We start from the raw sequence: 19,493 nt of genomic DNA, 5'->3' as shown, positions 1-19,493 counted from the left end.
ACGGTAGGATGACGGCTCCGGTTTGCCACACGGAACCGGGCGCGTAGCTCAGCGGGAGAGCACTCGCCTTACAAGCGAGGGGTCGCAGGTTCGAAACCTGCCGCGCCCACCAACCCCCACCAGCACAAACAGCGGGCACCAGGATCACCGGTGCCCGCCGCCGTCTCAGTTTCCGTCTCAGTTGTCCGTCGCGAGGCCTTCCTTGGGCCTCCACAGCAGGCCCTCAACCTGTTGCGCGATGCCGGCGACCAGCTCGGCGGTGACGTGCTGGTAGCGGGTCGTCATCGACATCTGCGACCAACCCATGACCTCCATGACGGCCCGCGTCGGAACGCCCAGGACGAGCAGCATCGTGGCGGCCGTGTGCCTGGCGTCATGCAGCCGGGCGTCTCGGACCCCGGCTGCTTGCAACAGGGCCTTCCATGCGCGTTGGTCTGCTCCGCGATCGATCGGACGGCCACTCGGCTGGGTGAAGACCCAGTCGCCCCTCTCCCACAGTGGGCCGGCTGCCTCCCGCTCCTTCTCCTGCGCGGCCCGATGTTCGCGGAGTGCCTTGAGCAACGGCGCCGGAATGCCGACCGCTCGCTTGCCGGCCCGTGACTTCACGTCAACCTCGACCAGGCCGCCACCATGCCGCTTCGGGCACTTCATGGCGTGCCGCACGCAGTCCGGCTCACAGGGCGGTGGGCAGGTCCTTCCGTGCCGATTACACGGCTGCCTACAGGATTGCCTCTTGTGAAGCCTTTCGCCGCACGCCGCCGGATCGGCGCAACCGTGCTGCCACTTCTGCCGCTGTAGTTGCTTCGGAGTGCGAAGCACCCCCTTATCGAGGTCGACCCGGTTCCACCGCAACCCGAGTGCTTCCCCTTTCCGCAGCCCGAGAGCGAGGGCCAGCGCGAACCGGACGCCGTTTCGCTGAGTCGCGGCCACCGCCAAGAGACGTTGAGCCTCATCTACCGTGAACGGGTCAATATCGTGATCGTCCAGCCGGGGCGCTTTCGCCAGGCTGGCGACGTTGCGCGAGATGTGCCCGCGCCGCAAAGCCTGATTGAGCGCCGTCTTGACAGTGCGGTGTGTCTGATGCGCTGTCCCTGCGGCGGCACCCTCGCGCATCATGCGCGCGTACAGGCGTTCCAAGTGTTCCGGTTCCAGCCGGTCCAAGCGATGTGCGCCGAGGCCGGGAATCAGATGCTTGTACACGGCGGCGCGGTAACCCACCATCGTGTTGTATCGAACCGACGGAGCGGCGATGGTCTCCACCCAATGTGTAAGCCACTTCGCAACGGTCCACTTTTGTCCGGCCTTCCGAACATTGCCGGAGTCACGTTCCCGTTCCAGCTTTCTGACGGCCCGGCTGACCTCATTCTCGGTCTTTCGCTCGACGTGCCGTCGATCGGGGCTGCCATCATCCCTGATGCCCATCGTGACGCGGCCGTGCCATTTCCCGTCTTTGCCGAGATAGATCGTCGATTCGCCGTTAGCCTTCCGAGGCATCTTGACCAACTCCTCTCAGGCGGCGGCCGGAACGTCTGCGGGCTGTTCCAGCAATTGCGTCAGGTACTCGGCAATGCACTTGGCTGGAACACGGCGGGATCGGCCGATCGTGACCGAGCGGACTTGTCCGCTCATGACCAGTTCGTACATGGCGGTGCGGCCGATCTTGAGTTGCCGGGCAGCCTCGGCGACGGTGTAAACGAAGTCCTGGCTCTGGGTTTCCACTTCGGCTTCCCCATTCCGATGCGTGCGATGGTGCTGGAGCGGTTCTCATTGGCGCTGTGAGCGCCGTTCGTCGTCGCGGCGCCCTCCGGGGGTGTCGCCTGGGGGATGCGCGAGGTGGGCTCCTGCCGGCCCGCTGAGAGCGCCATGGCCGCAGGGTCCGGACTGCCTCGGTACGAAGGCCGAAGTCCCCGTGCGGCACTGAGCGGGCCGGAAGGGGCCTGACACAACTGACAGAACTGACAGAACCTCGGTCGGGATGGGGTTGTGTCAGTTGTGTCAGTTCCGTCAGGGCCATCACGCGGACCGCCGGGCAGCGTCGAGGGCGTGCACGGTCGCGACGGGCCGGTGAACGTCGGGGTGCACGAGGTAGCTCGGGGACGGCGGCCGTCCGCCGGCTCGTTTCGGTGCCGGCGGGTCAAGCTGACGCAGGTAGCCGTGGGCTTCCAGGACGGCAAGCACGGGATCGAGGTCGGCCATCGTCTTGAACTGGCTGGAATGCACGGCCCGGAACAGTTCCCGCCGGGTGAATGCGGTCGAGGCGGTGCGTTCGATCCAGGCGAGCACCTGCCGGGCGTTGCGGGTGCTCTGGTCGGCGCCCATGTCGTCGAACGCGGCCAGGGCGTGCGCGGCGTAGTACTCACCGATCATCGCCGCCCGTTCGAGCGTGTCGGCGCTGACCGGTTGTCCCCATCCGTCGCGCAGGTTCTCGGCGAGATGGATCAGGCCAGCGATCCGGACGACGGCGCCGGTGTACTTCGATCCCCAGTCCACGATGTGCGCCCACGCCCCGCCCGGCGCGAGCCGGGGCTCTACCGCGCGTTCGATATCGAGCACGAGGTTGTTGGCGTCGGGGGTGAGGACCAGCACGGCCGGGTCGGTCCACTCGGCGAGGGTGAGGACCAGGGCGTGCAGGTTGGTCAGGTAGTCCGCCGAGACCTGAGTGGGAATCGAGTCGGCGCCGATTTTGCGGCGGCCGACGGTGTTCTCCGGTAGGGCGAACAGGATCCGGGCGAGCAGGCCCAGCCCGCGGAAGCCGGGCATGCCGGCGATGTCGCGCAGGATCTCCGGCTGCACCGCAAGGCCCATGGTCAGCGCGGGTCTGTCGATGTGTTCGGTGTCGCGGGACTGGCGCCCGACCCGGAGCATGTCTCCGGCGTGGCCCTTCAGGAACACTTCCAGGTTCGGCGTGCCCGAGTATCGGCCGGCGATGGTGGCGAAGATCCCGCCCTCCGGCGACAGCACCGCCAACCGGCCGCCCTGCGCGGCAAGCCACGACGTGGCGGTCTCGCTGGTCACGTCGTCAGCGACCAGGACCGGTTTGACCGGCACCGTGATCGCTTCGGCGTTCATCGCGGCGGCGGTCGCCTCAGCGATCAGCGTGTCCCGCCCCGACGGGTCAGCGTTCGCGGCGGCGAGAGCCGTCTTCTCGGCCGCTTTCCCAGCGACCTTGGCCATCAGTTCGGCTTCGATGATCGCGGGCGCGGCCCGCTCGATCAGGGTCTTCTCGGCGGCGAGGATCGGCGCGACCATCGCGGCGAACACCGCGGACTTCCGCGAGCCGGGCGGCAGGACCACGACGGTGTAGAGGTTGGTGGGTTCACGCCATGAGCCGCGTACCTCCACCTCGGCCCGGCCTCCGGCAGCGGTGGACAGGCACGCCAGGGCGATACTCCCGGCCAGGTCGACCGGTGTCTGGGTGAATTCAGCCACCGCGAACGCCTGCTCCGCGAGCCAGCCGGGCAGCAGTTCGGCCGGGAACGGCGGAAGGTGCCGGCCACGACCGAGCGGGATCAGCGGTGACCACCCACCCGGCACGTCGGCATCGTCGAGCAGCGCCCGGCCGGTCGCCACCACCTCGGCCGCGTCGGCACCCGAGGCAGCGAGGGCGGCGAGCTGGGTGCCGAGGTCGGCGACCTTCCTCCGGTTCGCCAGGTCGGCGACGATGCCCGCGTAGTGCTGGGCGTTGGCGGCAGACGGAACCTCGGCGGTGAGGGTGTGCAGGTACGGTGCCCCGCCCACTCGGCCGAGGGCGCCGGCCTCGGCCAGGTGGGCGGTGACGGTGATCGGATCGGTGGGGGTGCCAGCGGCGTGCATGGCGCACATGGCCTCCCACAGCACGCCGTGCGCCGGGCGGCCGAAGTCGCCGGGCGCCAGCGTGGCGGCGAGGTCGGCCATCAGGTCGGGGGCGAGCAGGGCGGCACCTATGACGGCCTGCTCGGCGGCCAGGTCGTACCCGGCTTGGGTCACCAGTCGACTCCTTCAGATTGGGCGGGGGTTCAGGCGGCGCGGCGGTCGATCGCCTGTAGCGGGTCACGGTGCTGCAGCCGGGCTATGCGGGGCACGACCTCGGCGAGTAGCTCGCGCATCAGGTGGAGTGCGGTGGCGAGCTGCCAGCGGGCCACCTTTTCGTTGCTGTGCAACGGGATCCGGGCACGGATCTCGATGTAGTCGACGTCTGCGGCGCGGACGCGGGTGAGCCACGCCCGGCCACCGATGCCGTCGGCGGTCAGGTCGGCCGAGCGGTGTTCGGTGATTCCGCACCGGTGATCGCGGGCGCACCACTTGGCGTGTGGGATCTCCCGGCGGGTGAGTCGGGCCATCGTGCGGGCCATCAGCGGGTGCCCTTGTCGTGGAGCTCGCGGAAGGTGTTGATGATTCGGCGGCCGATCCGCAAGCGGCGCCCGTCGCCGCCGCAGCGGCGGCACAGGCCGAACGCGCGGCCGAACGGCGACCGGCGCTTGCCGCTGCCCTTACAACGTCGGCAGGCGCCGAACGGCCAGATCCAACAGCCGACGCCGTAACACAGCGTGGCGATCACGAGAGCGAGGCAGAGCAGGCCGGAGAGGCCGGCGGTTGGGGTTGCGGTCGCGGCGAGGGTGGACACAGGAAGCCTCCACAGGCAGGTTCAGGGGTTTGACCAGGGATGGGAGCGACCCGCGACCGGTCGGTATATGGCCTGACCAGGCCGGTCGCGGGTCGAGTCGCGTTGCCGCGACCGGTCGCGGGTGCGCCGCGACCCTCAGGCGGCCTTGCGTCGGCCGATTGCGGCGTCGATGTCGTCGGTCTTGGCACCCTTGAGGGCCTTGCCGTTCCGCTTGACATCAACGCTGCGTACACCGAACGCCCGGACCTGAGCCGAGATCGACTCGGCCGTGGTGTCCGCGTACGCCTCGGGGAGCCGCTCGGCGAGCCGGGAGGCGATCTCCTCCCACTGCGCGCCGGTCTCGCTGCGCTCGATCACGCTGCGGACATCGGCGAGCACGTCCCGGGCGATCCGGGTGACGTCTTCCCCAGCCGCCATGCCCGTGAGGGTCCCCGCGGCTTCCCGCAGGGCGCGGGCGGCGATCAGGATCTTCTCGGCGTCGTCGGCGTCAGCGAGGTACGTGCGCACGGTCGGGGTGGCATCCGACGCGCCGCGCAGGATGCCCACGCCCTTGTAGCTGGGTAGCAGCGTCGAGCTGTCGTGTCCCTCGGAGTACGCCCCCGAACCGAGCACCAGGTCGGACACTTGCCACGACCCCGTGCGCAGGGAGAAGCGGACCTGGTGGTTGTCGCGGAAGGATACGAACTGCTGGGCGACCTGCCCCGAACCGATCCCGCTCGGCCGCTGGGTGGCGTCGACGAACCCGACCCCGGCCGCCGGGGCGACCTTGACCAGGTACACCAGCAAAGAGGCGATCTCCTTGCTGATGTCGCCGAGGTCGAAGTACTCCTGGAACTCGTCCAGGAATACCAGCCGGACCGGCATCTTGTACTTCGGGTTCCGGGCGATCTCGCGGGTGAGTTTGCCTTCCGGGCAGACGTCCACTGGCAGTTTGGAGAGTCGCTCGTAGCGGTCCTGCACGTCGGCCTTGATCTCCCGCAACGCCTCCAGGACGATCTCTGCCGGGTCGCCGTCGCGGGTCATCGCCAGGCCGAACGCGCACCGGTCCGCGACCAGGGCGAACTTACGCCAGTCGGGCTTGCCGCCACCGTCGAGCACGGTGAGCTTCACGTACGGGTCAAGTGCGGCGTACAGGGCGAGGAGTCGGGCCGCGAACGTCTTGCCCTGCCGGGGCTGCGCACCGATCAGGATCGAGTTCCACAGCAGGTCAACGAAGACCTTGTTGCCGCGTTCGTCCAGGCCAAACGGGGCAGGCTGCCACACGTCGGTGGGCTTGCACCGCAGCAACGGCGTACGGCCGGCGCCTGCCGACAGCGGGTCCCGATCGGCGACCCACAGCGTGTGCCTGCGGTGCGAACTGACGTCCCGGCTGATGAACACCTGCGAGATCGCGACGTCCAGGCCGGACGCGATCGCACCGCGGGCCTTTACGGCCTCGTCGAACGTCTTGCCGTACGGCAGATCGATCGACACCTGCGACCCCGTACCCGAAGGGTCCCGCGCCATGGTCGAGCCGAAGCCGATTTGCTGGTGCGGCTTGTCCGGATGCCCGAGACCGGCCGCGTAGTAGGCGCGGAGGATGATGTCCGGGTTGACCCGCCGGAACCGGCCCGCCACCGTGGCCGGGGTGATGATCGGCCGATCGTCGGGGCGGCCGACGTGCGCCAGAAACGCCACCACGGCCGTGACGACCAGGGCGAGCACCCACCATGGGGCGGTCGCCCACAGGATCGGCCCGCCGATCACGACCGTGAGCAGCTCTGCCGACAGGACGATGAACCGCCACATCCGGGTGCCCTTGGCCTCGCGGTGCAGCTTGAGCCACATCGCGGGGTCGTTGGCGTCGGCGGCGGCCTGCCGTAGTGAGTACTGCTCGGTAACCCACCACCACTTGATCTGCCGGCCGGCGAGCCGGAACACGCCGACGAGAGCCCAGAACGCGGCGAGGATCGCGTACCACGGCGATCGGAGCGCGTGGAAGCCGCATCGGTAGGCGAACACGGCGAGGGTCTGGCGGATGCTGTGTTTGATGTTCGGCCACGTCGACCAGCCGACCGGCACGATCGGCACCCGCCGGGCCGCACCGGACGGCGGCGGCTCGACTGGCATCCCGGCCGGGGCCGGCGCTTCGTCCAGGGTCACCTCAAAGTGGGTATCTCCGGGCTCGCCGTTGCGGCGGGTACGGGCCGCGTCCAGGTCAACGACATTCTGGACGTCGGCCTCGGCGGCGGTCCAATCAAAGTTGTTGTCGTCAGGGGGCGGGTTCTGCGGGACCATCAGGTTCTCTCCTGTGGGTCGTCAGGACTTTCGGAGGGACCGGCGGCACAGCACGGTTTCTCAGGCCAGTGGGCTGTGCCGCCGGGCATCGTCAGAGCGGGCGCGGCGGAACCTCGCCGCAGATCAGGGCATCCAGCACGGCGGTCATGTGCTCGGCGACGTTCTGCCAGTCCGTGTCTGCGTCGAGCTGGCTCTCGGCCCAGGCACGCAACACCCGCAGCTCGGTGCGCAAGGTGCTCAGTTGGTTGGTCATAGCGGTCACGGTGTCCATCAGTTCTCCTCGCACGAGTCAGGCCATCAGGCAGCGGTAAGGGCCGGGGTTTGCGCAGGCTCGGGGGCGGATGGTGACGCGTTGGTGGCGCGCAGCGCGGCGAGGTGACGCCGCGCGGTCGACTCCGAGACGCCGGCCTTCTCGGCGATCTGGGCGACGCTCGCGCCCCGGTTGTTCGCGGCGACCTTGGCAACCTTGACGGCCGATGCGGGACGTGGCCTGACGCGCTTGACGGGCGCCTTCTTGACCGGCGCAGCCGGGGCAGGTTCGACGACCTGGGCGGGTGGCGGCGTGACGACCGGGGCCGTCACGGCCGGGGCGGCAGGCTTGGCCGGCCCCTGGATGCGGCGGATCCGACCGCCGATCTCCACCAGCGAAACTGAGGCGATCACGATCAGGCCGTCCACGCTGAACGGGATCAGGTACGGCGATGCGCCCGACTCGCCGTAGTGGGCAGCGACTCCCGCCATGTGCCAGTACGAAACCCATGCCGCGATGCCCGCGATGACCGCGGTTGCAGCGAGTCTGGCGACCGCGCTGGCGCCTCGGCTCACGGGGACCCGAGAGATCAGCTCGACGGCCAGCAGCAGTGACAGCGGCGACCACGCGGCGATCGCCTGACTGATCGCGTTGTTCTCGGCGTGCAGCACGTTCCCTGCCAGCGACGCGGCGATCCCGAGGGCGAACACGGCGCGGATCGCCCATCCGAGCCGCTTGAGCCGATTGAGGTCGGAGGTCATCATGCGACCGCCTTCCGCAGGGTGGGAGGCGCGGCCAGCTCGGCTGCCACGCGGGTGACCTTGGCCTCCGCCCGGCGCTTGCGGCGCCAATCCAGCGCGGTCGGGCCGCCATGGTCGGCGGCGTTGATGAGGTTGATCTCGGCGTCCAACAGGTCCAGCTCGGCGGCGATCAGCGGCCACTCGGCCTCGATCTCGGCCAGCTCGGCAGCCGACGGTCCGTCGGTGATGCGGTGAAACTTCCTCACGGGATTTCCTCCAGGGGGCAGGGCCGGCGCGGCAGCGAACGCGAGAACGTTGGCCACCGCGCCGACCTGCGGATTCATGGGAAGGTGTGCACGAGCCTGAGCCGTGCGTGGCGACCTTTTCGGCGCAAGAAATGCGCTACGGGGAGGTGCGGCCCACTGCATCCAGTTGTCAGAGAACAAGTCGGACCCAGCGGTGTCATGGCGTGCGGCAACCCGTGCCGCCGTTCCCGTCCTTGCTGGCCTCTTGGCTTACCTGGCTAGCCAGGTCGACCGAGATCAAGGTATGCCGACATGGCTAGTCAGGTCAAGACCAAAAGTAGAACTTCCCTAACTTGGCTAGTCAGAGCTACGGTGTAGTGGTGACCGAGAACCTTGACTTCCTTGGCCAGCTAGACCCCGACGACCCGAAACAGGCGTCCCAGCAGATCGCCAACAAGCTGCGCGCGGCCATCCTCACGCGACGCCTGGAACCGGGCGACAAGCTTCCGTCGCAGCCCGACCTCGCGGCCCGCTACGGCGTGGCCCGCGAGACCGTGAAACGCGCCCTTGAGCTACTGCGTGCTGAGCGGCTGATCGTCACCCGCCAGGGAAGCGGCGCGTTTGTGCGCGCTCAGACCCAACGCGCGGTGGAACTTCGTCCACACATCGAAGCCTCGTTCGAGCGCCCGCACGTCACCATCGACTTCGCGGGATTCTCCGGTGAGACGCTGAGAGACGCCCTCGCCGAAGCGCTCGACAAGGTCAGGGTCGGCCGGCTTGCGCCTGAGACGATCGCCGTGCGGGTACTGATCTCCGACATGACCGCACCGATGGCGTTGCCCGCACGCGCCGAGACACAGTCGGACGATCCGGCCGTCCGAGAACGCGCCGAGCGGATCACCCGCCGCGCCGCCGACGGCATCATTGACCAGGTCGCCGAGCTGGGCGACCTCGGCCTCATCCGCTCCACCACCGTCGAGGTCCGGATGCACCGCGCCTCACCGCTGTTCAAGCTCTACATCCTCAACGGCGAGGAGGTCTTCTACGGCTTCTATCCCGTCGTCGAGCGCACTGTTTCGATCAAGGGTGAGCCCATGGCGATCTACGACCTGATGGGCAAGGACGTGCCGCTGTTCCACTACGCCGTAACCGACGACGACGCCTCTCACGGCACCCAGTTCGTTGAGGCATCCCGCCAATGGTTCGACTCCGTATGGTCGACGATCGCCTACCGGTACGACGGATGAGCGCCGACCTCGATCGGCTGTTCGCCGATGTCGACGTCATCCTGCTCGACTTCGACGGACCTGTGTGTGGCATCTTCGCTGGCTACCCGGCACATGACGTGGCGGCCGAACTGGTGGAGCTCCTGCATCAACACCGGGTCGAGGTGCCAGGCAGTCTGGCCAGCGAGACGGATCCGCTTGAGGTGCTGCGGTGGACCGGATCGACCGGTAACCAGAGCATCATGCGCATTGTCGAAGATGCGCTGTGCGAGGCAGAGCGCCGCGCTGTCCAGACCGCGGCGCCTACGCCCTACGGCCGGGAAGTGATCGTGGCTGCCCGACAGGCAGGGCTACCGGTCGCCGTGGTGAGCAACAACTCGGCCGGCGCGGTCGCCGCGTATCTCGCAGCGCACCGACTCACTGGACACGTCACTCCAGTGATCGGCCGCGCGTATGCCGAGCCGGAACGGATGAAGCCGAACCCCGAACCGATCACGCGTGCCGTTCGCATGCTCGGCGCGGCACCAGGTCGAAGTGTTCTGGTCGGCGACTCATTGTCGGACATCGACGGAGGCAAGGCGGCCGGCGTCCGCGTCATCGGCTACGCCAACCGGCCGCCGAAGGTCGATGCCTTCCGCAAGGCCGGGGCCGATGTGGTGATCACCAGCATGGGGCCAATCGCTGAAACGCTTGTCAGGAGGTGCGAACAGGCCGACGCGCAGGAGTCACTCGGTCGGGGCGGCCGGTGAGGGTGCTACATAGGTGCCTCGCTGGGGCACGGTGAAGACCAACCCGCGTTCCCTGAGCACGGCAATCGCGCGGCGGACCGTTCCACGTGCAATGCCGAACTCTTGAACAAGCTGCAACTCACTCGGAATGGGCCGGTTTGGCGGCCACTCGCCACGTCCGATCCGCTCGACGAGGATCTCGACGAGTTGGAGATAGGACGGTACTGGCCCGTCCGGCTCAATCACCATCTCAAGCTAAACGACCGTCATTGAGCGGATACCCGCAACTACATATTTGTACGTTCAAGAACAAGCTTGTACAAGCAGATACCAGAATGAGTCATCGACCCTGGAAGGCAAGTTATGGATGAGCACGTTCCCGAACGGCCATCGTGGGACTGCGGCAAGTGCGGTGAGGCATGGCCATGCGCCAACGCGAAGTCGGCCCTCGCGCACGAATACCTCGGCGACCGGTCGTCGCTGATCGTCTACGTGGGCATATGCCACTGGGAGGCGTTCGACGATCACGCCGCCGCCGGCACGATCCCGGATGACCTGGCCGATCGCTTCTTCGGCTGGATCCGGTGATTCCCATGCAGCCAGGACGCGACGCCTTCCTCCGAGGGATCCAGCTTGCTCGGACCCCCCTCGGCGGCTACGGGGTTTACTGGAACGGCACCCTGATCGGCTGGATACACGCCAGCATCGGCAACAAGTGGAACGGTTACGTTCGCGGCCGTAATCCAGGCGACACGGGCCGGCCGATTGGCCGCTTCACCCAACAGGAAGCCGTCCGCCGGATCGCGCTGGCGGCCGGCTGGAGCGAGGCGGATTGACGCGAAGGGTGGCGCCCTCGGCGAGGGTGCCACCTATTGGCAGGCATCCTGACGCACGTAACCCCCGCACCAGGCTGGCGCTTCGACTGACACGACCTGCCACCCGTCGTCCTCACGAGCCCTGAACCGCCAGGTAAACGCCTTGCTGCGGTAACTGGTCGCTGGGCCGCCTGTGTCCCACCAGGTCGCGGAGACGTCGGCGGTAACCGCCGCCTGTCCGTCATCAAGCGGCCCGACCGCCAAGGCGCCGAAATCGAGCCGGGCCGGCGGTGGATTGGTGCTGTCCATCGCCTTCCGGTAGGCGCGCCACTCCGCCACCAGCTCGTCCTGGTGGTCATCGTCGAGGACGGGCAGCAGGCCATCCTCGGTGTCGTAGCCGAGAGCCATGAGGTATTCGTTTGCTGCGGCATCCGGCGAGGGTGCTCCGCGGCTTGCTTCGACGGTCTCACGGATCGCCCATACCACCGGTACGCCGACCACGGTCCCACCGCAGCAGAACACGAGCGTAGGTAGGAGTACGAACGTCGCCCAACGGCGGCCCGACGACCAGCTATTGAACCGGGCCGCTTTGCGGTGCTCCCAACGTACGTAGCCCGATGTAAGCCGGGTCCAACGGCTGGGCTCCTGCCCGGTCGTGATCATCCGAGCACGGTACGCAGCATGGTCAACATTGTCGATGCGGAAATGGTCTCCCGCCTCCGATGTAGGCATTGTCAGTTGACGTTCGCCGCTGGACACCTCGCGGAAGCGACGATCCGCTTGCCCGGCAACGTTTCTCCTGTTCAAGAGGCAGCACTGAGACCTCACGCATCGACGTTTGCCGCCGTCTCGGGGCGTCGTAGACATGCTCAACCTTGGTACGGTCAGGTCGGGCGACCAGGGAGAGGTAGAAGCGGCGTGACGGGGACGGCGGTTGAGCTTCGGCGGCTGGTGGGCAAGTTCGTGCTCTTCTTCGTGGGCTGTTGGCTCATCGTGCTCGTCGCCGGCGTGGCCGGCGCCCTGCGCGGCGCGTCGGTAGAGCCGCTGCGATTCGCCATCCTCTTGATTCCCGGCTGCGCGTTCGTGCCCGCGGCCTACTACGCGGTCGGGCTGCACCGCAGCGACGACCCTGGGCAGCTGGACCGAATATGGCCAAAGGCGATTGTGTATGGCCTGGCCGGCCTGGTCCTGCTCTTCGGAACGGCCTACGGCCTCTACGAGATGGGGTAGACCATGAGTTTCGGCGTCGAGCCCGCTGACCTCCGAGTCTTCGCCACCACACTCCAACAGGCGTACTCCGATGCCGACGCCGCAAAGGCGTACGTGCATGCGCACGGCAGCTTCAGCTTTCACGAGACGGGCATCATCGGAGTGCTGTCCGGAGCGCACTCGGAGTGGGTAGGCAAGCTCGACGAGATGCTGAACCATCTTCAGGCCCTGACCGACTCCTCCAGCCGTGCGCTCAACGAGATCGCCACCCAGTACGAGGCAAGTGACGAGGACTCGGCCGCGCGAGTCGATGCCACCTATCCCGTCGCGCTACGGCCATCGGTGAACCGCGACTGACCACGGGGAACAGACATGTCCGAGGCAACGCAGTATCTGGTGGCTCCGGGGGAGCCCGACGAGAGCGTGACGAACGGCTTCACCAACCCGCTCGACGTCTTCAACTACGTCAGCCCGTCTGCCTGGGTCAACGATCTGATCGAGACGACCACGGGCATCGACATCTTCGGATACGCGACAGACGCGCTCACGGGCGAATGGGTAGCGCTCTACAAGTTCGGTGACGCCATGGCCAGCCTCGCGCAGACCATGCAGCAGATCGGCATCGACATCCAGTCCGGCGTGATCAAGGTGGACCAGACCTGGGACGGCAACGCCAGCGACGCCGCCTACAACTACTTCTCGACCCTTGCCGCCACGGTCAGCGGCCAGCAAGCCGCCCTCAACGCCGCCACGAAGGGCTACCACGACGCGGCCCGCGGCGCGTGGCAACTGAGCAACCAACTCGGGAACCTGCTCCAGGCCATCGCCGACGAGGCGATCATCATGGGCATCGCGGCGGCCGCCGGAACCGTGACAGCCGAGACCGGCGTCGGCGCCGTCGCCGGCTACGGCGTAGCCGCCTACCAAGCCATCCAGATCATCAAGCTGGTCAACAAGGCGTCGCAGATCATCAACACCGCCGGAACCGTGATCCTGGCGGCCTTCGGAGGCGGGATGGCCTTCGCCGGCCAAGGCGGCGACCTGTCCGCCGTGCCACTGCCGGCAACCCCCTACTCCGCGCCGAAGGCCAACCCATGAGCGACGAGCAAGAGCCCATCGACCACCAGCTCCAGCAGATGACCACCAACCCACGTCTAGCCGAAGCGACAAAGGAAGCTCTGAAGCGATTGCGCCAAGGTGGGGCCGGACCCGAACTGGCCGAGATGGCAACCGAGGTACTCGAAGGCCGCACCGATCTACGCACGGTCGGCCGCAGCTCCGTGTACGCGGCCCAGCTCACCGAGGCTGCCGACCGCTTCCGCGACTGGCAAGCGAGCCTGACTCCAGAGGAACGTGAAGCACTCGACCGGAGCACGCACGAGTACCTCGGCGACGCCGAAAACCGCTGATCGGTCTGATCAGGGGGCCGAACCCAGTCTGCCCGACAAGTAGCCCGCCCGGCCCAGCCAGCCATAAAACCCTCGGCGTAGGGACAACGGAACTGGCGACAAGGCCAACAATCTCGGTCGATGGGGTAGTACAGACCTTGCTGGGGAAGCCTGGCCTTTCCTAAGCCTTCTATCGACCGTACGGTGAGGTGATGGTAGAGGTGCTCAACGATGATCAACTACTAGATCGATACTCGTCCGCCGAATTTAGAACGGCGCTGAGACGCCTATTGGATGTTCGGCACCTCGCTGAGCACTGCATCATCACGTCCAAATATAAGATCACGCAACCTATGTATGACCCGGTGGCTCTTACGGCCGAGGGGCAACGGATTGTCGAAAAGATGGTTAAACGTGGAATTCCTTATCCGCGTGCCCGATTCATATGTCTGCTTGAGCCATTGCAGGCCGATCTTCTAGTGGATCCGTTAGCAACCGACATTAATCGCCTTGTAGAAGTGTTATCGAAACAGGTGGCCAGTAGTAGTTCCGTCAAGCAATCCGACGAGCAGGTAATCCGGTACCCTTTTACCTACGGCCGCCTCCTCTACGACAAGTGCCACGACCTCGGCTTTAATGCAAAGAACCAGATCTCACATCGCGAAACGTTGGAGCTTCTGGAAGGAACGCCGCAAGGCGTTTTTCAGGTTGGCAATTTCGTGACTGGCCCCTATGGCATAATCGAGTCCTCCCACAAACGATTTTGTCCACCTGTCAAGTGGGTAATGTATCATTGCGCGGACGTCACGTGCACGATGCTTCATCGGCATCTATTAGAGACAGCATATGACGCCGATATAAATGAAGATCATTCCAAGGCCGCCAAGCTGCTAGATCACGAATATCCGGACATCAGTGACTGGCCAGGCTACTTTCGCAGGTCGGGTATGTATTCCGGTGATATGTACAACGACTTCGCTGGAGACGGGCTCGCCGATCTGCTCGGTGATGCGTTGTCTGAGCCCGAGCTGCGTCTCTTCTTTTCCAAACTTCTCAACAGTGGGCCTGCGCTACGGGAGACGCTACGGAAGCTTGGCGGACCGAGCGGAAAGGCTGGCGACATAGCAAGTCGGCTTGATTCTGCCCAGATGCTCCAACTAAGTCTCTGCACCTCGGATCAAGAAATGTTCGCTGCCCTCGACGCGTTAGTTCTTGCAGGTGAAATTGTTATTCCCGACGGTGAAATCCGCGTTCCAGTAGTAAACGGTCTCAAATACACGGGGGCATTCGACCTTCAAGCCGAGCTGAGTAGACACGGCGTAAGAATTCAATCGGAGGACGCCTCCCTGTCGACGCTTCGATTGCGGCGGCTCGTGCGGCAGATGTACCGATTTGATAGCGAGGACGACCGATTGGAACTCGCGTGGCACCTGGAGCTGCGGCACGAGGGCACAGACACCCTTGACGCGGTCGTCGAGCAATACTTGAGGTCAAGTACGCCCCGTCACGCTGTATCGAAATTGCTCCTGGCTCGGCGCAGCAACTTCATTGTTGCTGCTGAACGCCTCACTTTGGCCGACAAGTTGATGAAGTCAGATGACGACCGCATCAACGGAGTTCTATGGAAACTTGGATTTTCGGTGGAGGACTTCAGGGATCCCCATCAGCGATTCTGGGCGCTACACGACAATTTGATCGCGCTTACTCGGCAGACAACACTTCGAGGTCGGGTCGGCCCAGACGAAGACGACGTGCGAAGTGCGGCCGTGAACTACTTCGTCGCCTTGGAAGACATTCTGAAGGATGCACTGATGTTCACGACGTGGGCATTGACTACAGATCATTATTCGAGCGATCGTCGTTTTACTTACCGTGATGAGATCGACGCACCGCGCGCGCTCGATACTCTGAGGGCTCGGGCCGAAATTGAAGTGGATGCGGATGGCAAACCGCGTCTCACGATCGAAGACCGGATTTCGCTCTACCCAATGATGAGAGGTTTCGGACTATTGGCGAAGATCCTACGCGCCTACCAGGGCGCCGCGAGTCAGCACGTACGCGCCAATAATAGAATTCCTGAGTGGTTTAAATCACAGGAGCTGCAACGATTTCCCTTCGGTCACACAGTTCCCTTCCTTGATTTACTTCCTGATAGCCAGACAGACATCCTCCGAACCCTGGATCACATCTCCACCAGGCTAATCGGCGCAGAGGTTAGTGATGCACGGAATGATTGGCTTCATTCGCGGCGCGATCGTGTCGAGACCGAAAGGCTTCGCTCGAGCCTAGACGCGGTGAGAGATGCGGTAGAGGCGATTCAGGACAAAGGATTTTCGCGGCAGATCTTCCGCCGAGTTCGAACGCAGCGGGACGAAGCAGCGCGAGCGACGGTCGTTCTCTCAGACAATCGCGGCCAGGAACTTCTGCTACTTTGGCCATCAGGCTTAGGTTGGCTGGGCTTGCCGGGCGTCGACTTACCGCAGCACGTAATGACGTCTGCGCAATTCGCAGAGCCAAGTGAAGTTCTTCGATTTACTACTCAAGAGGAGTCTGCCTTCGCAAAGATGTGGGCCGATTACCCGAGGCGTCCTCGAAAGTCAACGGGCCCTACGTCTTCGCGGATCTATGATTCAGCCATCCCGTCGGAGTTGGGGGATTAGGCCTGAATCCGTCGCTGACAATAGGATTTGCGCGCTCTACTCCTGGACAGTCGGGGTGTGCTCCGTCTCAATCGTCGTCTCAGTTCCGCGCAATCCGATCGCCGGGCAGTCGCTCTCCTAAACCACGGCCGCCAAGCGGCTACGCGGGCTCGGCATCCTGTCCGAAGGAGGCCCGCGTCTCCGCCCTGCGGCAGCTCGTGCTGCAGGCTCCTGCGCCGGCCGTCGCTGACGCGCTCGACTTCCACCAGACCAACACCGCCCGCCAGGTCATCCACGCCGATGGCACGTGGAACCGCTACTCCGCCTCTCGCCACATCTCGTAGCGGGCGGAACCAGCCTCGCGCTGGCCGGGGCCGGATCATCGTTTTGGTAGTCCTGTGGTCACGGGATGCGACACTGAGGTTTTCGCCCGCCGACGATTGGGGTGGTGGCGATGTCGGGTGTGGAGTTGATCGTGGCGGCGTTGGCGGCTGGGGCGAGCGCTGGGATGACGAACACGGCGACTGCGGCGGTGCAGGACGCCTACACCGGGTTGAAGAAGCTGCTGGGCCGCTGGGTCGCCGGCCGGGAGCAGGCGCCGCAGGTGCTGGAGGCTGACGAGACTGACCCTGATGTGTGGCAGGCACGCCTGGGCGAGGAACTCACCTCCTCCGGTGCGGCGGCCGACGAGCAGGTGCTGGCCGCCGCCATGCGGTTGTTGGCACTGGCCGACCCGCAGAAGGCGAAGACCATCAACATCAAGGTGGATCAGAACTACGGTGCGGTCGGCGAGTTCTCCGGGCCGGTGACCTTCAACCAGGGGCAGCCGGTCCCCCCAGCACCGCCGGCAGCGAGCTGAGGTCACCCGCTCCCGGCCTTACGACCGACCCGCAGACGGTCACCGTCGGCACCAGCTACGGTCCGGCTGGTGTCTTCCACGGCCCGGTCCACATCGGCGGGCGCACAGCGATCAGATGGCCGCACCGGGTGGGTGTGGTGCCGGCGCTGGCTGACGGCTTCCAGCCCCGCACGGTCGGGCACGACCTGGACGCGGTGGTTGGCGCCAGGCAGATCGCAGTGCTCACCCAGGTACTGTCCGGGCTGGGCGGCGTCGGCAAGACCCAGCTCGCAGCCGGTCACGCCCATCACGCCTGGGCGACCGGCGAGGTGGATCTGCTGGTGTGGGTCACTGCCGCCAATCGGCCGGCCATCATCGCCGGTTACGCGCAGGCCGCAGGTGACGTCACCGGCGTCGACGACCCGGACCCTGACCTCGCCGCGGCCAGGCTACTGGCCTGGCTCGCCACCACCAGCAGGCGGTGGTTGATCGTCCTCGACGACCTGCAAACCCCGGCCGACCTAGCCCGTCTCTGGCCACCGTCCACCAGCACCGGCCGGACACTGGTGACCACCCGCCGCCGAGACAACGCCCTCACCGGCACCCACCGACAGGTAGTCGATGTCGGCCTCTACACCCCGGACGAGGCGGCCAGATACCTGGCCGACAAACTTCACCACGATCCCAGGAAGCTGCAGGAGGCCGCCGAACTGGCCGCCGACCTCGGCCATCTGCCCCTCGCTCTGGCACAGGCAGCCGCCTACCTGCTCGACCGCGGGCTGACCTGCGCCACCTATCGCACTCGCCTGGCCAACCATCGCAAGAAGCTCGCCGAGCTGTTCCCAGAAGCCCACGCTCTGCCTGACGACCATCAGGCCACCGTGGACGTCACCTGGTCACTGTCCATCACCGCCGCGGACCATCTCACCCCGACCGGGCTCGCCCGACCCGTTCTCGAACTAGCAGCCATGCTCGACCCCAACGGCATCCCCACCACCCTTTTCGCCACCGCCGCCGCCCTCGCCTACCTCGCCCGCCGCCGCACCCAAATCCACACTCCGGAAGAGAGAGGTGGCAACGACGAGGTTGAGGCCGACGATGCTGGCGACGCGCTACGCAACCTGCACCGGCTCAGCCTGATCACCCTCGACCCGAACGCCGGCACCCTGCGCATCCACGCCCTGGTTCAACGCGCTATCCGCGACCAACGCACCCGTGCTCAACGCTCTACGGCGGCGCACATCGCCGCCGACGCCCTGCTCGCCATCTGGCCCGGCATCGAACGCGACCCCACCATCAGCCAAACGCTGCGGGCCAACACCGCCGCCCTACGCCAGCACAGCGGCGACAGCCTCATCAGCCCGAACACCCACCCGATCGTGTTTCGGGCCGGAAGCAGCCTCGGACACACCGGTCAAGTCCGCGCCGCCGTCACCGCGTTCGAGCAGCTGCTCGACGACTTGCTGCGGGTGCTCGGCCCCGACCACCCCAACACCCTGGTCACCCACGGCTACCTCGCCCACAGCCGCGGCGCGGCCGGCGACCCGGCCGGCGCCGCCACCGCCTTCGAGCAGCTGCTCGACGACTTGCTGCGGGTGCTCGGCCCCGACCACCCCAACACCCTGGCCGCCCGCCACAACCTCGCCCGGTGTTGCGGCCTGGCCGGCGACCCGGCCGGCGCCGCCGCTGCCTTCGAGCAGCTGCTCGACGACGACCTTCGGGTATTCGGCCCCGACCACCCTCAAACCCTGACCGCCCACGGCGATCTCGCCCGCTGGCGGGGCGAGACCGGCGACGCCGCAGCCGCCGCCACCACCTACGAACAGCTACTCACCGACATGCTGCGGGTGCTTGGACCTGACCACCCCGACACTCTGGTCGCACGCGGCAGCCTTGTCTCCTGGCAGGGCAAGACCAGCGGCCCGGCCGCCGCCGCTACGGCCTTCGAGCAGCTGCTCGACGATTTCATGCGGGTGCTCGGCCCAGACCATCCCGAGACCCTGCTCACCCGCAACAACCTCGCTCGGTGCCGGGGCGAGGCTGGCGATCTGGCCGGCGCCGCTACGGCCTTTGAGCAGCTGCTCGACGACTATCTTCGGGTGCTCGGCGCCGACCATCCCCACACCCTGGCCACCCGCAACAACCTCGCATCCTGGCGCAGCCAGGCCGGCGATCCGGCTGGCGCTGTCACCGCCTTCGAGCAGCTGCTCGACGACTATCTTCGGGTGCTCGGCGCCGACCATCCCCACACCCTGGCCACCCGCAACAACCTCGCATACTGGCGCAGCCAGGCCGGCGATCCGGTCGGCGCCGCTACGGCCTTCGAGCAGCTGCTCACCGACTTGCTGCGGGTGCTCGGCGCCGACCATCCCCACACCCTGATCACCCGCAACAACCTTGCTCACTTACAGCACCCCCAGCACTGATACGCGGCAACCTTTCGTACCAGCTTGAGGGACTAGGCAAACGAACAGGCCGAGGCAGCGAAGACGGAGGCCACGCAGATCCGTGTACAGCTCACCGATAGCCAGGGGC

At 66.2% G+C, this 19,493-nt stretch carries 22 protein-coding genes and 1 tRNA gene; 12 read left to right on the top strand and 11 right to left on the bottom strand.

Annotated elements, in window-relative coordinates; genetic code table 11:
• The first annotated feature begins 37 nt into the window (after positions 1 to 37).
• Positions 38 to 112, top strand: a tRNA-Val gene (locus tag BJ971_RS31145).
• Positions 113 to 177: 65 nt separating this feature from the next.
• Here BJ971_RS31145 and BJ971_RS31140 read toward each other — a convergent pair.
• The 9 genes from BJ971_RS31140 to BJ971_RS41750 form a co-directional block, all read right to left on the bottom strand.
• Complete coding sequence (locus tag BJ971_RS31140; protein WP_184996717.1) at positions 178 to 1,494, bottom strand: tyrosine-type recombinase/integrase; 1,317 nt, start codon at positions 1,492 to 1,494, stop codon at positions 178 to 180.
• A 15-nt stretch (positions 1,495 to 1,509) separates the two neighbouring features.
• A complete protein-coding gene (locus tag BJ971_RS31135) occupies positions 1,510 to 1,719 on the bottom strand; it encodes a helix-turn-helix domain-containing protein (RefSeq protein ID WP_184996716.1) in 210 nt (69 codons plus the stop codon).
• Between the two features lie 294 nt (positions 1,720 to 2,013).
• Positions 2,014 to 3,969, bottom strand: coding sequence for a YfjI family protein (locus BJ971_RS31130; RefSeq protein ID WP_184999204.1), 1,956 nt, complete (start codon positions 3,967 to 3,969; stop codon positions 2,014 to 2,016).
• A gap of 26 nt (positions 3,970 to 3,995) precedes the next feature.
• Positions 3,996 to 4,331 carry a hypothetical protein gene (locus tag BJ971_RS31125; RefSeq protein WP_184996715.1) on the bottom strand — a complete coding sequence of 112 codons (336 nt, stop codon included), beginning with the start codon at positions 4,329 to 4,331 and terminating at the stop codon, positions 3,996 to 3,998.
• Positions 4,331 to 4,603, bottom strand: a complete 273-nt coding sequence (locus BJ971_RS31120) for a hypothetical protein (RefSeq protein WP_184996714.1) — start codon at positions 4,601 to 4,603, stop codon at positions 4,331 to 4,333. The genes BJ971_RS31125 and BJ971_RS31120 overlap by 1 nt, the downstream gene beginning before the upstream one ends.
• Before the next feature lie 135 nt (positions 4,604 to 4,738).
• Positions 4,739 to 6,880 carry a cell division protein FtsK gene (locus tag BJ971_RS31115; RefSeq protein ID WP_184996713.1) on the bottom strand — a complete coding sequence of 714 codons (2,142 nt, stop codon included), beginning with the start codon at positions 6,878 to 6,880 and terminating at the stop codon, positions 4,739 to 4,741.
• A 91-nt stretch (positions 6,881 to 6,971) separates the two neighbouring features.
• Positions 6,972 to 7,133 carry a hypothetical protein gene (locus BJ971_RS31110; RefSeq protein WP_184996712.1) on the bottom strand — a complete coding sequence of 54 codons (162 nt, stop codon included), beginning with the start codon at positions 7,131 to 7,133 and terminating at the stop codon, positions 6,972 to 6,974.
• Positions 7,134 to 7,177: 44 nt separating this feature from the next.
• Positions 7,178 to 7,894, bottom strand: a complete 717-nt coding sequence (locus BJ971_RS31105) for a DUF2637 domain-containing protein (protein WP_307837428.1) — start codon at positions 7,892 to 7,894, stop codon at positions 7,178 to 7,180.
• On the bottom strand, positions 7,891 to 8,136 hold the full coding sequence (locus BJ971_RS41750; RefSeq protein WP_184999202.1) for a DUF6284 family protein: 246 nt from the start codon (positions 8,134 to 8,136) through the stop codon (positions 7,891 to 7,893). Before BJ971_RS41750 ends, BJ971_RS31105 begins: the two co-directional genes overlap by 4 nt.
• A 359-nt stretch (positions 8,137 to 8,495) precedes the next feature.
• Between BJ971_RS41750 and BJ971_RS31095 the strand changes: the two genes are divergently transcribed.
• Together BJ971_RS31095 and BJ971_RS31090 are read left to right on the top strand one after the other, a co-directional pair.
• Positions 8,496 to 9,362 (top strand): GntR family transcriptional regulator, encoded by an 867-nt coding sequence (locus tag BJ971_RS31095; RefSeq protein ID WP_184996711.1) that lies wholly within the window; start codon positions 8,496 to 8,498, stop codon positions 9,360 to 9,362.
• Positions 9,359 to 10,090: an HAD family hydrolase gene (locus BJ971_RS31090; protein WP_184996710.1), complete on the top strand. Its 732-nt coding sequence runs from the start codon at positions 9,359 to 9,361 to the stop codon at positions 10,088 to 10,090. Before BJ971_RS31095 ends, BJ971_RS31090 begins: the two co-directional genes overlap by 4 nt.
• On the opposite strand, the gene BJ971_RS31085 is transcribed toward BJ971_RS31090, so the two are convergent.
• The gene (locus BJ971_RS31085) at positions 10,067 to 10,318 is read right to left on the bottom strand and encodes a GntR family transcriptional regulator (RefSeq protein WP_184996709.1); all 252 of its coding nucleotides are present in this window, start codon (positions 10,316 to 10,318) and stop codon (positions 10,067 to 10,069) included. The genes BJ971_RS31090 and BJ971_RS31085 overlap by 24 nt on opposite strands.
• Before the next feature lie 114 nt (positions 10,319 to 10,432).
• Between BJ971_RS31085 and BJ971_RS31080 the strand changes: the two genes are divergently transcribed.
• Both BJ971_RS31080 and BJ971_RS31075 read left to right on the top strand, forming a co-directional pair.
• Entirely contained in the window at positions 10,433 to 10,657 is a 225-nt protein-coding gene (locus BJ971_RS31080) for a hypothetical protein (RefSeq protein WP_184996708.1), read from the top strand.
• Positions 10,654 to 10,905 carry a hypothetical protein gene (locus BJ971_RS31075; protein WP_184996707.1) on the top strand — a complete coding sequence of 84 codons (252 nt, stop codon included), beginning with the start codon at positions 10,654 to 10,656 and terminating at the stop codon, positions 10,903 to 10,905. The genes BJ971_RS31080 and BJ971_RS31075 overlap by 4 nt, the downstream gene beginning before the upstream one ends.
• A gap of 33 nt (positions 10,906 to 10,938) precedes the next feature.
• Here the strand turns inward: BJ971_RS31075 and BJ971_RS31070 are convergent, their stop codons facing one another.
• Positions 10,939 to 11,547 carry a hypothetical protein gene (locus BJ971_RS31070; protein WP_221478877.1) on the bottom strand — a complete coding sequence of 203 codons (609 nt, stop codon included), beginning with the start codon at positions 11,545 to 11,547 and terminating at the stop codon, positions 10,939 to 10,941.
• A 255-nt stretch (positions 11,548 to 11,802) separates the two neighbouring features.
• Between BJ971_RS31070 and BJ971_RS31065 the strand changes: the two genes are divergently transcribed.
• The 7 genes from BJ971_RS31065 (at position 11,803) to BJ971_RS31035 (ending at position 19,384) form a co-directional block, all read left to right on the top strand.
• Positions 11,803 to 12,114 carry a hypothetical protein gene (locus BJ971_RS31065; RefSeq protein WP_184996706.1) on the top strand — a complete coding sequence of 104 codons (312 nt, stop codon included), beginning with the start codon at positions 11,803 to 11,805 and terminating at the stop codon, positions 12,112 to 12,114.
• Between the two features lie 3 nt (positions 12,115 to 12,117).
• Complete coding sequence (locus BJ971_RS31060; protein WP_184996705.1) at positions 12,118 to 12,450, top strand: hypothetical protein; 333 nt, start codon at positions 12,118 to 12,120, stop codon at positions 12,448 to 12,450.
• A 15-nt stretch (positions 12,451 to 12,465) separates the two neighbouring features.
• The gene (locus BJ971_RS31055) at positions 12,466 to 13,191 is read left to right on the top strand and encodes a hypothetical protein (RefSeq protein ID WP_184996704.1); all 726 of its coding nucleotides are present in this window, start codon (positions 12,466 to 12,468) and stop codon (positions 13,189 to 13,191) included.
• Positions 13,188 to 13,502, top strand: coding sequence for a hypothetical protein (locus BJ971_RS31050; RefSeq protein WP_184996703.1), 315 nt, complete (start codon positions 13,188 to 13,190; stop codon positions 13,500 to 13,502). The genes BJ971_RS31055 and BJ971_RS31050 overlap by 4 nt, the downstream gene beginning before the upstream one ends.
• 191 nt (positions 13,503 to 13,693) lie before the next feature.
• Positions 13,694 to 16,141: an FAD-binding oxidoreductase gene (locus tag BJ971_RS31045; RefSeq protein WP_184996702.1), complete on the top strand. Its 2,448-nt coding sequence runs from the start codon at positions 13,694 to 13,696 to the stop codon at positions 16,139 to 16,141.
• A 433-nt stretch (positions 16,142 to 16,574) separates the two neighbouring features.
• Positions 16,575 to 16,979 carry a Het-E N-terminal domain-containing protein gene (locus BJ971_RS31040; RefSeq protein WP_184996701.1) on the top strand — a complete coding sequence of 135 codons (405 nt, stop codon included), beginning with the start codon at positions 16,575 to 16,577 and terminating at the stop codon, positions 16,977 to 16,979.
• Between the two features lie 137 nt (positions 16,980 to 17,116).
• Positions 17,117 to 19,384, top strand: coding sequence for a tetratricopeptide repeat protein (locus BJ971_RS31035; RefSeq protein WP_221478876.1), 2,268 nt, complete (start codon positions 17,117 to 17,119; stop codon positions 19,382 to 19,384).
• Positions 19,385 to 19,493: the final 109 nt, after the last annotated feature.

Origin of the sequence: Amorphoplanes digitatis, from assembly GCF_014205335.1 — a bacterium.
Classification (GTDB): domain Bacteria; phylum Actinomycetota; class Actinomycetes; order Mycobacteriales; family Micromonosporaceae; genus Actinoplanes; species Actinoplanes digitatus.
The sequence above is the reverse complement of the archived record's forward strand: the minus strand, read 5'-3'. Positions and strand labels throughout refer to the sequence as shown.